General features: G+C 66.6%; 15 protein-coding genes and 1 tRNA gene. 5 read left to right on the top strand and 11 right to left on the bottom strand.

Going from position 1 to position 14,189, the window contains the following annotated elements:
- Nucleotides 1–64 precede the first annotated feature (64 nt).
- Entirely contained in the window at nucleotides 65–2,248 is a 2,184-nt protein-coding gene (gene uvrB, locus I7S92_RS16350; protein WP_197646334.1) for an excinuclease ABC subunit UvrB, read from the bottom strand.
- A gap of 139 nt (nucleotides 2,249–2,387) precedes the next feature.
- On the opposite strand from uvrB, the gene I7S92_RS16345 reads away from it, so the two are divergent.
- From I7S92_RS16345 to I7S92_RS16330, 4 genes are all read left to right on the top strand, one after another.
- Nucleotides 2,388–3,245, top strand: coding sequence for a class I SAM-dependent methyltransferase (locus tag I7S92_RS16345; protein WP_242070244.1), 858 nt, complete (start codon nucleotides 2,388–2,390; stop codon nucleotides 3,243–3,245).
- A gap of 223 nt (nucleotides 3,246–3,468) precedes the next feature.
- Nucleotides 3,469–3,780 carry an ETC complex I subunit gene (locus I7S92_RS16340; RefSeq protein WP_197646332.1) on the top strand — a complete coding sequence of 104 codons (312 nt, stop codon included), beginning with the start codon at nucleotides 3,469–3,471 and terminating at the stop codon, nucleotides 3,778–3,780.
- Nucleotides 3,780–4,244, top strand: a complete 465-nt coding sequence (locus tag I7S92_RS16335) for a GNAT family N-acetyltransferase (RefSeq protein WP_197646331.1) — start codon at nucleotides 3,780–3,782, stop codon at nucleotides 4,242–4,244. The genes I7S92_RS16340 and I7S92_RS16335 overlap by 1 nt, the downstream gene beginning before the upstream one ends.
- Nucleotides 4,245–4,276: 32 nt before the next feature.
- Nucleotides 4,277–4,353: transfer RNA gene (locus I7S92_RS16330), tRNA-Arg, on the top strand.
- A 762-nt stretch (nucleotides 4,354–5,115) separates the two neighbouring features.
- Here the strand turns inward: I7S92_RS16330 and I7S92_RS16325 are convergent.
- From I7S92_RS16325 to I7S92_RS16315, 3 genes are all read right to left on the bottom strand, one after another.
- Entirely contained in the window at nucleotides 5,116–5,556 is a 441-nt protein-coding gene (locus I7S92_RS16325; protein ID WP_197646329.1) for a hypothetical protein, read from the bottom strand.
- 167 nt (nucleotides 5,557–5,723) lie between these two features.
- A complete protein-coding gene (locus tag I7S92_RS16320; RefSeq protein WP_197646327.1) occupies nucleotides 5,724–6,341 on the bottom strand; it encodes a hypothetical protein in 618 nt (205 codons plus the stop codon).
- A 19-nt stretch (nucleotides 6,342–6,360) separates the two neighbouring features.
- Nucleotides 6,361–6,750, bottom strand: coding sequence for a hypothetical protein (locus I7S92_RS16315; protein WP_197646325.1), 390 nt, complete (start codon nucleotides 6,748–6,750; stop codon nucleotides 6,361–6,363).
- Between the two features lie 234 nt (nucleotides 6,751–6,984).
- On the opposite strand from I7S92_RS16315, the gene I7S92_RS16310 reads away from it, so the two are divergent.
- Nucleotides 6,985–7,809, top strand: a complete 825-nt coding sequence (locus I7S92_RS16310) for a hypothetical protein (protein ID WP_197646323.1) — start codon at nucleotides 6,985–6,987, stop codon at nucleotides 7,807–7,809.
- Here I7S92_RS16310 and I7S92_RS16305 read toward each other — a convergent pair.
- The 7 genes from I7S92_RS16305 to I7S92_RS16275 all read right to left on the bottom strand — a co-directional run bounded on the left by I7S92_RS16305 (nucleotide 7,793) and on the right by I7S92_RS16275 (nucleotide 14,048).
- A complete protein-coding gene (locus tag I7S92_RS16305) occupies nucleotides 7,793–8,272 on the bottom strand; it encodes a hypothetical protein (RefSeq protein ID WP_197646321.1) in 480 nt (159 codons plus the stop codon). The genes I7S92_RS16310 and I7S92_RS16305 overlap by 17 nt on opposite strands.
- Nucleotides 8,265–8,708: a hypothetical protein gene (locus I7S92_RS16300; protein WP_197646319.1), complete on the bottom strand. Its 444-nt coding sequence runs from the start codon at nucleotides 8,706–8,708 to the stop codon at nucleotides 8,265–8,267. Before I7S92_RS16300 ends, I7S92_RS16305 begins: the two co-directional genes overlap by 8 nt.
- Before the next feature lie 490 nt (nucleotides 8,709–9,198).
- Nucleotides 9,199–11,700 carry an AAA family ATPase gene (locus I7S92_RS16295; protein ID WP_197646317.1) on the bottom strand — a complete coding sequence of 834 codons (2,502 nt, stop codon included), beginning with the start codon at nucleotides 11,698–11,700 and terminating at the stop codon, nucleotides 9,199–9,201.
- A gap of 128 nt (nucleotides 11,701–11,828) precedes the next feature.
- Nucleotides 11,829–12,035 carry a helix-turn-helix transcriptional regulator gene (locus I7S92_RS16290; RefSeq protein WP_197646315.1) on the bottom strand — a complete coding sequence of 69 codons (207 nt, stop codon included), beginning with the start codon at nucleotides 12,033–12,035 and terminating at the stop codon, nucleotides 11,829–11,831.
- Nucleotides 12,032–12,232 carry a helix-turn-helix transcriptional regulator gene (locus I7S92_RS23525; protein ID WP_197646314.1) on the bottom strand — a complete coding sequence of 67 codons (201 nt, stop codon included), beginning with the start codon at nucleotides 12,230–12,232 and terminating at the stop codon, nucleotides 12,032–12,034. The genes I7S92_RS16290 and I7S92_RS23525 overlap by 4 nt, the downstream gene beginning before the upstream one ends.
- 163 nt (nucleotides 12,233–12,395) lie before the next feature.
- Nucleotides 12,396–13,742, bottom strand: a complete 1,347-nt coding sequence (locus tag I7S92_RS16280; protein ID WP_197646313.1) for a tyrosine-type recombinase/integrase — start codon at nucleotides 13,740–13,742, stop codon at nucleotides 12,396–12,398.
- Nucleotides 13,743–13,757: 15 nt separating this feature from the next.
- Complete coding sequence (locus tag I7S92_RS16275) at nucleotides 13,758–14,048, bottom strand: hypothetical protein (RefSeq protein ID WP_197646312.1); 291 nt, start codon at nucleotides 14,046–14,048, stop codon at nucleotides 13,758–13,760.
- Between the last annotated feature and the right edge of the window lie 141 nt (nucleotides 14,049–14,189).

The following is a 14,189-nucleotide window of genomic DNA, read 5'->3' as shown; positions in this document are numbered from 1 at the left end:
GGTCCATGCGTTGGTGTGTCTAGCCCCCACGGCCCCGGTGGTTACGGCGGGCCACCCCCCCACCCTACCTGCGCCCCCTGCTCCTTTTTCCACCCCGCTGCCCGGCGCGGCCGCCGGTGCTGCGGCCGGACAGCTTCGTCGCCTCCACCACCGCCTCCTCGACCGCCTCCTGCCGGGCGAAGGGGTCGTCGGCCACCGCCAGTTCCACCGCTTCCAGCCGCTTCACCTCGTCGCGCAGCCGCGCCGCGTCCTCGAATTCCAGGTTCTCGGCCGCCTTGCGCATCTGCACCCGCAGCGCCTCCAGATGCGCGGCGAGGTTCTGCCCCACCATCGGCTTGTCCACCCGGGTCGTGATCCGCGACTGGTCGGTGTCGCCCTGCCAGAGGCCGGCGAGCACATCCTCGACGTTCTTCTTCACCGTCTCGGGCGTGATCCCGTGTTCCAGGTTGTAGGCCATCTGCTTCTCGCGCCGGCGGTTGGTCTCGGCCAGCGCGCGCTCCATGCTGCCGGTGATCCGGTCGGCATACATGATCACCCGCCCGTCCGCATTCCGCGCCGCGCGGCCGATGGTCTGGATCAGGCTGGTCTCCGAGCGCAGGAACCCTTCCTTGTCGGCATCGAGGATCGCCACCAGCCCACATTCCGGAATGTCGAGGCCCTCGCGCAGGAGGTTGATCCCGACCAGCGCGTCGAAGGCCCCGAGCCGCAGGTCGCGCAGGATCTCGATCCGCTCGATCGTGTCGATGTCGCTGTGCATGTAGCGCACCCGGATCCCCTGTTCGTGCAGGTATTCGGTCAGGTCCTCGGCCATGCGCTTGGTCAGCACCGTGACCAGCGTCCGCATCCCCCGGAGCGAGACCTTGCGGATCTCGTCGAGGAGGTCGTCGACCTGCATCTCCACGGGCCGGATCTCGACCGGCGGGTCGAGGAGGCCGGTGGGGCGGATCACCTGTTCGGTGAAGACGCCGCCGGTCTGCTCCAGCTCCCATGCGGCGGGGGTGGCGGAGACGAAGACGGATTGCGGGCGCATCGCGTCCCATTCCTCGAACTTCAAGGGCCTGTTGTCCATGCAGCTCGGCAGGCGGAAGCCATGTTCGGCCAGGGTGAACTTGCGCCGGAAGTCGCCCTTGTACATGCCGCCGATCTGGGGGACCGAGACATGGCTTTCGTCGGCGAAGACGATGGCATGGTCGGGGATGAATTCGAAGAGCGTCGGCGGCGGCTCGCCCGGAGCGCGGCCGGTCAGGTAGCGCGAATAGTTCTCGATCCCCGCGCAAGAGCCGGTCGCCTCCAGCATCTCGAGGTCGAAGTTGGTGCGCTGCTCCAGGCGCTGCGCCTCCAGCAGCTTGCCCTCGGATTGCAACTGCTTCAGGCGGTGGAACAGCTCCTCCTTGATGCCCTTGATCGCCTGGGCCAGCGTCGGGCGCGGGGTGACGTAGTGGCTGTTCGCGTAGATGCGGATCTGCTTGAAACTGTCGGTCTTGGCCCCGGTCAGCGGGTCGAATTCGGTGATCGCCTCCAGTTCCTCGCCGAAGAAGGAGAAGCGCCAGGCCCGGTCCTCGAGGTGGGCGGGCCAGACCTCGAGGCTGTCGCCCCGCACCCGGAAGGCGCCGCGCTGGAAGCTGCCCTCCAGCCGCCGGTACTGCTGCGCCACCAGTTCGGCGATCACCTTGCGCTGGTCGTAAAGCTGGCCGGTGATCAGGTCCTGCGTCATCGCCGAATAGGTCTCGACCGAGCCGATGCCGTAGATGCAGGAGACCGAGGCCACGATGATCACGTCGTCGCGTTCCAGAAGGGCGCGGGTGGCCGAGTGGCGCATCCGGTCGATCTGTTCGTTGATCTGGGATTCCTTCTCGATATAGGTGTCGGTCCGGGCGACATAGGCCTCGGGCTGGTAGTAGTCGTAGTAGCTGACGAAGTATTCGACGGCGTTGTCGGGAAAGAAGCCCTTGAATTCCCCGTACAATTGCGCGGCCAGCGTCTTGTTGGGGGCGAGGATGATCGCCGGGCGCTGCGTCTCCTCGATCACCTTGGCCATGGTGAAGGTCTTGCCCGTCCCCGTGGCCCCCAGCAGCACCTGGTCGCGCTCGCCCGCCTGCACCCCCGCCGTCAGTTCGGCAATCGCGGTCGGCTGGTCGCCGGCCGGCTGGAACGGCGTCGACAGCAGGAAGCGCCGCCCGCCTTCCAGCTTGGGCCGGGTCAGGACATCGGGGCGTTCGGTCAGCGCGTTGGAATTGTTGTGCGGCATGGGCCACCTTCCGCAAGAGTCGCGACGGGACAGATTTGATCCGTTTTTGTTCCAGTTCAAGACGTGATCCGCGCGCCGGAGGGCGAAACCGTTGCCGTTCGGCTGCGAAGCGGCTAAGGCACCGGGCGCGAGGTGCATGATGGCGGAAAAGATCGACACGCGGGCCGTGGGCCTGGATGTGGGGCTGGCGTTCATCCGCTGGCTGACCGGGGCCGAGAACCTGCATTACGGTCTCTGGACCGGGCTGAAGGTCACCGCGGGCAACCTGAAGACCGCGCAAGAGGCCTATACCGCCCGATTGTTCGGCTATCTGCCGCCGGGCCGGCTGCGGATCCTGGATATCGGCGGCGGCGCGGGGGAAACCGCGCGCAAGCTCCTCGACCTCGGGCACGAGGTCGAGATCGTCGTCCCCTCGGCCTTCCTTGCCGCGCGCTGCCGGGCCAATGCACCCGGCGCCACGGTCCATGAATGCACCTTCGAGGCCTTCTCCGGCCAGGGGCTCTATGACCTGTGCCTCTTCTCGGAAAGCTTCCAGTACATCCCGATGGCGGAGAGCCTGCCGAAATGCGCCGCCCTTCTGGCCCCCGGCGGGCAGGTGGTGATCGCCGACTGCTTCCGCACCGAGGCCTACAAGGGCCGCCGCGCACATGGGCCGCAGGCCGGGGGCGGGCATGGGCTGGCGGCGTTCCGCAAGGCGCTGGAGGGGTCGGCCTTCCGCGTGGCGGCAGAGGAGGACATCACCGCCGAGGTCGCGCCCTCGATCGACCTCGAGCAGCAGTTCTTCAACGTGATCGGCCATGGCGTGACCCGGCTTTCGGACGAGATCAGGACCCGCAAGCCCGCCGCGCACTGGTCGCTGACGCGGTTCATCGGCCTGTTCCTGTCGAAGAAGCGGCGGGCGAATCTGATGCGCCGCCTGACCGGAAACGAGCGCAATGCCGAAGGGTTCCAGACCTTCAACCGCTATCTGATGCTGCGGCTGGAGCGGAAGGCTTGACCACTTGCGGTTTTTTTGCGGCAAGTCACTCACCTTTTGGTTGAATCGAGGGCCGGACTGCGGCAGAGTGGACCGGCAAGCAGCAACTGTTGCTGTCGGTCGGTCCCTTCCACCCCACCCACGCTCCCTGGGACCGGCCGACAGTCCTTTCCGCGACAAATCACCGGCTTGCGCTTTCCCGAAAGCTTGGACAATAACAGGGGCGATCCTCGGAGGTTTTCCCATGCGCGCCCGCATCTACCAGCCCGCCCGCACCGCCATGCAATCCGGCACCGCCAAGACCCATCTGTGGGTGCTGGAGTATGCTCCGGCCAGTGCGCGGGACATCGACCCGCTGATGGGCTGGACCTCGTCCGACGACACCCAGTCTCAGGTCCGGCTGCGCTTCGAGACGCGCGAGGCGGCCGAGGCCTATGCCGCCGAGAACGGCATCGGCTATGATCTGGTCGAGCCGACACCGCGCCGCGCCAACATCCGCGCCCGCGGCTATGGCGAGAACTTCGCCACCGACCGCAAGGGCGCCTGGACGCATTGATGGCCTGGACCATCGCGCGCGAACGGCCCACCGGGGCCGACCTCGCCCTCCTGATGGAGCGGCATACCGCCGACATGCATGCCGACACCCCGCCCGAGAGCATCCACATGATGGATGCCTCGGCGCTCGACCAGCCGCATATCGCCTTCTTCGTCCTGCGCGAGGGTGGCACGCCCCTGGCGATGGGGGCCTACAAGCGGATCGACGCGAGCCATGCCGAGATCAAGTCGATGCATGTCCTGTCCGAAGCGCGCGGGCGCGGCTTGTCGAAGGCGATGCTCGACCACCTGGTCGCCGAGGCGCGACGGGACGGATTCGCCCGGCTGAGCCTGGAAACCGGCATCCAGCCCACCTTCATCGCCGCCCGCGCGCTTTACGCCCGGGCAGGTTTCGTGGACTGCCCGCCCTTCGAGGGTTACCATGACGATCCGAATTCGGTCTTCATGACGAAGGTGCTTGCCTGATCCCTTCACCTGCCGCAAAAGGGGCCCCGTGCGGGCTCATAGCTCAACTGGATAGAGCAAGGACCTTCTAAGTCCGAGGTTGGGGGTTCGAGTCCTCCTGGGCCCGCCAATGCAATTGAAATCATTAGATTATTTGGTGCCATCCTTCGAGGGCACTAGATAGGCACTAGACTTGCCTGTGCTGGGCTTGGTGGCTTTGCCTGCCGGGGACCATCGGCGGGGGGTGGTCCGTTCACGTTTTCGTGAGCATGGCCAGTGTTCAGCCCCCGGCAGGGGGCGGACGTGCCAGAGGCGATGGCGTTGGGCGATCCGGTCCCGGTATCCACGTCCATAGCCGCGATCCTGTGCGCGCCTATGGACGCGGCCCCCAGCCCGAAACGGCGCCGCGTCCAGCCCGGCCCGCTGGGCGGATGACCCCGGCAGGGGCGGCGCTGCCGGGCAAGACCGGGCAAGGCTGGGGCCGTGTCCAGCCGGGGGAGTGGAGCGCGGACGCGTCCAGTGCGGTAGCCGGTGGCGCTGGGCGGTTCGTGCCAGGGCTTGTCTCCCGGCAGGGCAGGGTCGGGGCTTGCGGTTCCGCTGCCGGGCAAAGGCAATTCCCGCCGGGGGCAGCAGCGGGCGTGGACGTGGGTGGGGACGTGACGGTGGCGCCAGGCATGGACGTGATGGCGCCCGTGCCGGACGTGGACGCGGCGGACGCGGCGGCGTCCACGTCCAGGCCGGTGCCGACCCCACCCCCCGGCCTGCCCCGCGACGGCGGACGATACCCTTCCAGTCGGTTCGTCCCAAGCGGCGGTGCGGCAGACTTTTTGTCTGCCTTGTCACTCTCCTTGTTCCTTTCGCGGACCACGCCCTAACCGGGCGACCCTGCAATTCAGGCGGCGTTCGGTCGCACCATTCCGCATGCGCCGTCAAAGACGATCTCCTTGATGCGATAGCTGTCAAGATTTCCGCGAGCATTGATGCGATCCGTCATGACCTGAACTTGGCAGCGGGCTTGGACGGCCATCGCGGGGACTGTCATGCCTGCGCCAATAGCCCGGAAACCGCTAGCCATTCGCGGGTCTGATATGGCGCCCATGGTGGGCCGTGCGGGTTGATAGATCGCCGTCGGCCCCGTGCCTGAGAACTGGAATACCGTCCCCGCATCGGTGGTGAAGCTGCCGACCATTGTCAGTCCCGAGTTGGTCGCAAAAGCTGCCGCTGTGTCACCCAAATAGCCTCTCATTACACTGTCTGTGGTGTGGTATTGCGCCTGCTGCGGCACACATGCCGTAGTGAAAAGGAGCGCAAAAGAAGCGATAAGCCGTGACATGGGCGTCCTTTTTTTTCATCCTCAACCAGAGCGTCTGGAAACACAAAGTTCCAGTAAAAGCATCGATGCGCAATGCCCGTCGAGAACCAATATAACGAAGGGTTTGAAGGCCGTCGCCAGCGCGGCACGCACAAAACGGCGGCGTCGGTATCTTTTTGTCTGCTTTGTCAAACCATCTGGTGCGGTGGCTGGCCCCCCTCCGTGCCGGGTTCGGGGAAGCTGGCGACGATCAACGCCGCGGCAGACGTAGACATGCGGGTGGGCGACGGTGGACGGTTCTTGCGTTCTCGCAGCAGCCCTTCAAGTTCGCCACGAATTGCGACTGCTTCCAGAAGGATGAGATTGCAGTCCTCAATTGCGAAGTCGACCTGACGTCGTGAGACGGGACGGTCGATGTAGTGCCACTGGTTGCCGGGAGGCGCCGGGACCGTGAAGTAATGGGCGACGTGCAGTTTGTCCGAGTTCGCTTGAACGAACCATGCGCCATGCGCCGCAAGGTTACGGTTTAACAATCCGGCTTCCGTTCGGGCCACCAAGGCGGCCAGCCGCAAACCTAGCCGGGCGGGAATGAGTTTGGTCGCCTTCTTTGCAGCCGCCACCAGCTTCGGAGTATGCTTTTTGACCTGTAGGTAAGCCTCAATGTCCGGTGCGCTGCCAACTTCATGCCCGTCCGCGATCTGCACTATTTGCCAGAGTGTCAGTTCTATGTGAGCGCAAGTTTGGAGATAAATGCCCTGCTTCAATAGAACGTCAGCAGGCAACATCCGTTCAACAAGAGTATGCATTCAATGCGCCTTCTGGCAGCTACAGGTTGTTCCCGGCTTTCGCTGCCGAGCGATAGCATCGGATCAGTTCCGTCATGGCCCAAGTGGCGTCCTTGCACTCCGGCACCCAGAATTCCCCGTAAGGCTCGGCGCTGACGTGGACCCAGGTTTCCGGAACCGGGTCGCCATCCCAGAACAGGATGCTGCCGTCGGGATAACGCACTTGGCCTTCTGCCGGTCGTCTGGCGGTATAGGTCGGCAGGTCATGGGATAACCACTCACCGGCCAGATGCCCGCCGACGACCAAGCCCTTGTAACTCATGCCCAGCCTTTCATGCTGCGCCCCTGCGGGCCATGTGACTGTAGGGCAGACTTCGTCGGGCTTATGGGGTAAAATAATACCATCCATGTCTGTCTTGTCTTCCGTCATTAGGGACCGCCTGCCATGCCCCGCATCCCCGGCTTCAAGTCCGAGACCCAGCGCGAACGCTTCTTTGAGGGGGCAAGCCTCTATGTCCGAGGCGGGCCGCTGGCGCGGACTTGCGGGGCGAGGTTGCGAACGGGCCGGACTTGCACGCAGCTTGCCCTCGCCGGTGAGGCACGGTGTCTGAGGCACGGGGGGCCGGACGCGGCGCGGCGGTTCCGGGAACGGCAGAAGGTAGGGTTGGAGACCGAGTCCGTCTCGCCGGACGAATGGGCGCGGGCCGAGGCAAAGCGGGCGCGCAACGCGCTGACATGGGCCTGGCGCAAGGACCCCCGCCTGCCGGGCCGGACGATTGATCTGGGGCCGGACGAGGCCGCCTTTGCCACGTCCGCCGCAGACATGGGCGTGGACGTGGACGGGCTGTATCCGGCCGTCGCAGATTGGCTGCGCTGGCGCTGGCGGCGGCACCAGAAAGACCGCCCGGACGCCGCGCGATGGGCGCGGGGGGTTCAGGAGGAATTGCCCCGGCAGCAGGCCGCAGCGGACGCGGCGGTGGCTTGGGTTGATCTGGGGATAACGGACCGGCGCACGAAGGCTGCGAGGGCTGCCAAGGCCGCCCTGCGTGCCGGAGGCGTGGATGGGGCGCGTGCCGCCGTGGAGGCACTGCGGGCGGCTTCCGGCGTGCCGGTGGACGTGAACATGCGGAAGGGGCTGGACTCCCCTGCCGAGCCGCTGACGCCGCTTCCCGTGCGCCCGTGGACGGCCCGTCCGGGGTCAGAGGGCTGGAAGCGCCGCGACGCTGACAGGAAGAAGGCTCCCAAGGTCCAGCCCGGACCGCCCAAGCCTATCGGGCGCCCGCGGCGCGTGCCGGACACGCCGGACGAATTGGCGGCGCTGGGCGAGGTCTTGCGGGCGGTGGGGCCGCAGGTCCAGGCCATGCACGAGGCCATTCCCCGGCAGGAAGATCGTCTGCGGTTCCTGCGCGATCTGGCGGAATATGCAAACGCCCCGGACGATGCCGGGGCGCTGCGTCGGTGGTTGGGGTGGGTTAATCGTTTTCGATGAAGCCGAAGTCGTCGGCCGCATGACCCAACTCCGCCGACCGAAGGGCCACCAGCATGTCACGGACAAGCATGGCGTCGGGGCGAGTGCGGGCAGCATGATTGAGGACGGCCAGCACATGCCGGGCCTCTGCGATCACAAGTTCCTGCCTGACGATCTGGTCCCATTCGGGCGAGGCGAAGGAAGGCGCGTCCGCGTCCCCAAACGGGTCGTGAGCGACTTCCAGCCATGCCGGACGCCAGCCTTCCGGGAGGCAGGGATCGTGAACCCGGCACGCGATGACCCAGACAGGCCAATTCGCAGCCGCAGCGCCCAGATTGATGCGATGGACACGGGCCAGCCTGTAGGGGTGGGCACGCAGCCATTCGTGATCTGCGACCGCGTCGATCAGGGGCCAATGCTTGGTCCGCTTCCGGCCCTTGGCGCGGTCGGGCTTCGGGAAGTATCTGAAAACGCCATCAGGCATGATGCACCTCTTGTTCGGATTTCAGTTCGGTGTTGCGGTTGTCCAGTGCCAGCCGTCGGAATTGCGCGCACCAATGGGGCGGCAGCCCGGAGGTGTCCGGCAGGGCATGGCCCGCGTCCACGTCCACGTCCGCGTCGGCCGTCAGGACGGTCAGGGCGAAGTCGTTGGCGGCCACCATGTCGCCGGGGCGATCCTGCCAGGCCCGGAAGGCTGGGCTGTCCCAATGGCCGGGGTGGGCTTCGACGTAGGCGGGCCGCCAGCCGTCCGGCGCGCACGTGTCGAGCAGCCGGACGGTCAGCAGGATCACCCGCTTGTTCGTCCGGGTTTCGTCCCGGAAGGCGCGGACGCGGGCGACGGCTTCGGGGTTGTCCCGCAGCCAGCCGGGATCGGACGGCAAGGCGAGGTCGGCCGCATAGATGCGGGTGAGGTCGGGCATAGGCCCGATGAAGCGATAAATCGCGGTCTTCAAGATTTGGTCCCCCTTCGGTGCTTTCGAGGGGTTGGCGTTCTGCCGCCCATTGCCGGGACGACGGTGAGTGCGCTGGACGAGGGCGCCTTGGGGTCGTCCGTGGCGGCCTGCGATCCGCCGTTGTCGCCGGAAGCCCGACGCGCAGGGAGTGGTCGAGGGGGCCAAGAACGCGCCCCGAAATCGTCAACTTCACCCCGACTTGCGCACGTTGCAGGCACCCCGGAAGGCCCGTTTTGCGCAGGTCAGAAACCCATCTTGCCCGGCAGGGCGGACCCCTTGAAAATAGGGGGTTTTGGGGTGCGCAAGTAGTTCGGACCCCTAGGTAGTAACACTACTTGCGCAAGTGCCCCTTGAGGGGCGCACATGCGCCGTAAGTGTGCCTACCCTGCTCCGGTCTGCGAAGGTTTGCGCAAGTCAACTTGCGCAGACTTGCGCAAACCCCAGCCCCTGCCGGGAATTACTCGTCATCGTCCGCGCCGTCCTTGTCGGACGGGCTGTCCACGGCGTCCGTGTCCAGCACGATGGCGGGCTGGCCGATGAAGACGAAGCGGTGTTTCTTGCGGGTGTCAGCGTCCAGTTCCTGCCGCTCGACCAGCCCGCCGCTCTGGACCCAGCCCGCCACGATGGCGCGGACGCGGGCCAGCGCCGTAGCCTGATCGGGGGTGCGATCCTCCTTCGACGTGGACGGGCCGCCCGTGTTGAGGCCCATCACTTCGGCCACCTTCCAGCCAATCCATTCCGGGGACCGCTGATCGGCCCGCAGCGGGCGCGAGGAGGCCATCAGCGCGGCCTGGACGCGGGCGAGGTCCGTGGGCGTGCCGGTCACGGGTTTGGGCGTCCAACTTTCCACCACGCCCACACGGTCGCCCAACGGCCAAAGCCCGACCCCGTTCCCAAGCGGCACGTCCGCCATGCGCAGCCAGCGCCCGCCTTCGGCGCGGGCAAGGTTTGCCTTACCGTTCTCCACCCGGAGGTAATCCCTGCGGTCAGCGGCGGCGATCCCGAAGTTTTTGGCGTCGTCGGTGGTCATGCGGACCACCTGCTCAACGACGCGCGCCGCGTCCACGAAGGCGCTGGCCCCACGGGATGCGCCAGCGCCCGCCGCGTCCATGTCCATCGCGGCAGCCTTCCCGGCATGGTGGAGGACCACCACCGCCACGTCCGCGCGGTGCGCCACCTCGCGCAGCGCCCCGGACAGAAGGTTGGCGGCTTCGTTCGAGTTCTCCGGCAGGGTGTGCAGCGCCCCCAGCGGGTCGAGGATCAGAACGTCCAACTTGGTCGTCACCAGCCGTTCCACCAGCGCGTCCACCACCCCCGGCACAATTTCCGGTCCATCCCTCCCGGTCCGCGCCAGTTGCAGCTTCATACCCCTGCCGGACGTCATGAACAGGTTGTCGTTCAGGTCTGCATGGAACATGCCAAAGTGCTGCAAGGTCGCTGCGAGGCGACGCTCCATTTCGCCAAGGTCATCTTCGGCATTATGGACCCAGACGCGAAGGGGCCGGACGGGCTTCTCGCCTTCGAGAAGTTCCCGCCCGGCAGCCATCGCCACGGCCCGGACCATCGCCAGCGCAGACTTGCCCGCCCCGCCCGGCGCGATCAGGAAGGACAGGAAGCCCGCAATGACTGACCTGCCATAAAGCCAGCGCCGGGGCGGGATACGGTTGCCGGTGATGGACGCAACCGGAGCAAAGGTTGCGCTGAGAATGACGGCGCTGATCCGGGCCGCGTCTTGCGCGAAGGCCGCCCGCGCCGCCGCGTGTTTCACCCGTTCCGCCCCTGCCGGGTTCACGGCTTCGAGCGTCCGCATCACGGCACCCCAGCCCGTGTGCGGGTCGGCGATCCCGTCCCAGACGCGGCCAGCATCGTCCGCGTCGGTCCCCCATTTCTGCGACCATTGGACAAAGGCTTCGCGGCCTTCGGCTTCAATCCCGCCCGCGATGGACGCGCCCTTGATCGCATGGGCCATGTCCACCCACGCCCCACGGGCCTCAAACGGGCCGCCCGGATCGTTCGGCAGTTCGGCCAGGGCCAGCTGCAACACGTCCGCGCTGGGCGCCGGGTGTGGCGTCTTCGCGCCGCCGTCCGAGGCCACGCGGGAGGGCGAAGCGGCGGCCATGGCTTTGCCCCTGCCGGGCAGGCCAAGCTGCGTCGCAACGCCTTCCATGCCCCGGCACAGTTGGGCCACGGGGAGGGGCGCGGGGCGGGCCGAGGGCGCATTGGGTTTGGTGTCCGGCAGGGGGGCCGCGATGCGCATGACCGCCCCGCGCGCCCGCTTGCTGGCGTTCGGCAGGTTGACGGTGAAGGGCAGGCGGATGATCCTGGGCGCGTCCGCCATGTGGTCGGCCCCCAGCCGGGCCATGGCCGCCGCCAGAGGGGCAGCAGATGCCACCACGTCCGGGCCGGACAGGTTCTCTACCGGCAGCCAGACGTGGACGCCATTGCCGCTGTCCACGACCATCAGCGGGTCCAGTTCGGCCCGCAGGGCGTCCACCGTCCGCGTCCAACCCTGATCCGCGTCCGGCGCATCCTTGTGGTCGAGGTCCAGCACAACAGTCCGGCGGGCCACCACGTCCTGCGCGGATGCATTCTCGCCCGTCCCAGCCATGTCCAGGCGGCGGGGGTTGATCCCGACGTAGAGGTTCCGCCTGCCGTTGTGCTGGCGGATGAAATCCATCAAGGCGGCGCGTTCGGCGGGGTTGTCCAGCCGCCCGTTGAGGGACACGGCCCCGCCCCCTGCCGGGTCCAGCGCGCGCAGTTCGATCACGTCGCCGGGGGCGTAGGCAGGGGCGATGGCGTCCAGCGCCAGCCTGGCAGCCGGGCCAACGCGCAGCGCGTCCAGAAGGCGGGCTTTCAAGCCGTCCTGGGTCAGCAGGCCGGTGATGTAGTTCCCTTCAACCTGGGCCGCCTCTGCCGGGTCGATCAGGTCGCGCCGCGCGGCATCTTTCAGGACCGCCAACGGTTCGTTGACATTGCAGGCAGCTTGCCCCGAGGGGGACTTTTCGATAACATCAAACACGCTAGAAGTTCCTTTCCAGGGCCGTTTCGCGTGGCGCGCGGGACGGCCTTTTTCTACTCAGGAGGGGGTTAGGCGGCGCAGCGTTCGGCTTTGCGGGCTTCGATCCAGCGGCGAACTTCGCTTTCCGGCCACGCGGACGCGCGCCCAAGCTTCACGGGCTTGGGGAAGGCGCGCTCGACAATGGCCTTGTAGATCGACGCGCGTCCCAACCCGGTGAGGTCTTGCACGACAGGCAGACGGAGCAGGCGGTCGCAGTTGGCGGGGGAAACACTCACCGCGCACCGCCTTCGGCCCGGCGGTGGGCCTCCAACCAATTCGCAATATCGGTTTCCCGCCAGCGCAGCGTCTGGCGGGTCACTTTGACAGGGGCGGGAAAAGCGCCGGCTTTCCGCCAGCGCCAGAGGGTAACAGCGTTAACACCGATAATCCGCAGGACTTCATGCCTGCGAAGCAAAGTTACGGACGGTCCCACGGCTTTTCTCCTTAACCTTGGGGATGGTCAGCGCAACTCATCGGCTCTCCTGTGCTGTTTCTGGTCTCGATAATGACACGCGACTGAACGCAACGCAATCAGGAAATGGCGCGAGACTATCCGATAACCAATTGACAAAGCAGGCAAACTGGCAGGGCAGGCATTACGCCTGCCCCCCTGTCGCAGTTGCGCGCAGCGGCACCACGTTCCCGGCGCCCCCTGCCGGGACTTCGCCAGCACAGACGGCCGCCCAAGCCTCCATCAGCGGACGGCGGCGCTCATACGCCGATCCCCGCTTATAGGCTCGCTCGACCTCGCCCAATTGATGGGCAAGCTGTTCCTCGATCAGTTCGCGCGGGAAGTCCGTCTGTTCGCCCGCCCAATCCTTGAACGTGGAACGCAAGCCGTGGGTGGTGAAGTCCTTGTAGGCTTCCATCCTGCGCATCAGCATCAGCGCCGCCATTTCGGACAGAGGCCGCCCCTTGCCAGACGCGAAGACGTAATCGGACGCGGCTGGGTCTTCGCCATTCTCGCGAGCGGGGTGGCGGCGCTTCGCCTCCGCCAGGGTTTCCTCCATGCGCTGAGTGATCGGGACGATGTGGTCGCGCTTCATCTTCATGCGTTCTGCCGGGACCGCCCAGACTTTCCGTTTGAGGTCGATTTCGCCCCATGTCGCAAAGCGGGCTTCACCCGTCCGGCAGGCGGCAAGCGCGATCCACTCCAACATCAGCGCCGCCATACTGTCAGCCTGCTTCGCCCGGACGGCGGCCACGAACGCTGCAATCTGGTCGTGCGGGACAGCGGGGTGGTGCCGGGGTTCGACCCGCGGCGGGGGCAGGGTGGCGTCAAACTGCCGCCATGATGCGGGGTTGTCCCCCCGGTAATGCCCGTTCTGGATGGCATGGGCGAACAGCCGTTCGATCCGCTGGCGGGTCCGGCTGGCCGTCTCCATCTTCTCTGTCCAGATCGGCTGCAACACCCGCAGCACGTCTTCGCGGGTGATGGACGCAAGCGGCATGTCCCGCAGCGCCTTGGCGTGTGTGGCGAAGGACGCCTGCCATTGCTGGATATGGGCGGGGTTGGTGAAACCCGTAAGGGCATAGGGCAGGAAGTGGCGATCAGCATACCGGCCGAAGGTCATGGCCTGCTCGGACGCGGCGCGGGCGATTGATGCGGCCCGCTGCCGGGTTTCCTCATCGCGGCGGCGGTCGTCTTCGATGGGGTCGATCCCCTTTGCCAGCAGGTCGCGTGCTGCGGTGGCCTTCTCGCGGGCAGCGGCCAGCGACACGGCGGGGAAAGCCCCCAGCCCCATCGCTCGCTGAAAGGACTTGCTGCCCTTGGCGATCTGCCCGGCGCGGAAGTCCGCGTCCGGGCTGACAAACTTGAAAGACCACTTTCCGGCGGCCTTGGCCGTGGCGCGATAGAGAAGGCCGCCCCCGTCCGCGAGGGCGGTGCCGGGGGCGGCGGCTTCGATCTGCTTGACCGTCAGGCGGTGGAGGGGCTTGGACATGACGCGCGCCCCCTCTCAATGCAGGGGGCGCGGATCGACCGGACGAGCGGCCACGTCCAGTTCGGCGCGGCACGCGCTTTCGTCAATGCGGATGGCTTCGATCCGGTCCGGATCGTCCATCCGGCGGGCGATGACCGCAACCGCGTCCAGAAGGTCGCCCACGGTTTCGGCGGCCACCTGCACGGCCCGGACAGCACCAGAGGAACGTCCGAGGGTCAGGTCAATTGCGTCCCCCAGATCGCCCAAGTTCGGGGCGGACAGGGTGAGCGAGAGGTTGGCGAAGGGGGTGGTGATCGTGACGGACATATCGGCTGCTCCTTTAGGCTGTGAACTCATAAACGGGATTTCCGCGGGTTCTGAAGCGTGATTCACTCGCCTCGATGGAGGTGGTGATGGCGCGTTTTGATCTTTCGGACTTCGAATGGGATCTGATCCGAGCGCTGCTGC

This window comes from Tabrizicola soli, from assembly GCF_015999335.1.
GTDB classification, from domain to species: Bacteria; Pseudomonadota; Alphaproteobacteria; order Rhodobacterales; family Rhodobacteraceae; genus Tabrizicola; species Tabrizicola soli.
Note: the sequence above shows the minus strand (reverse complement) of the source record. Positions and strands in the feature narration are given on the sequence as shown.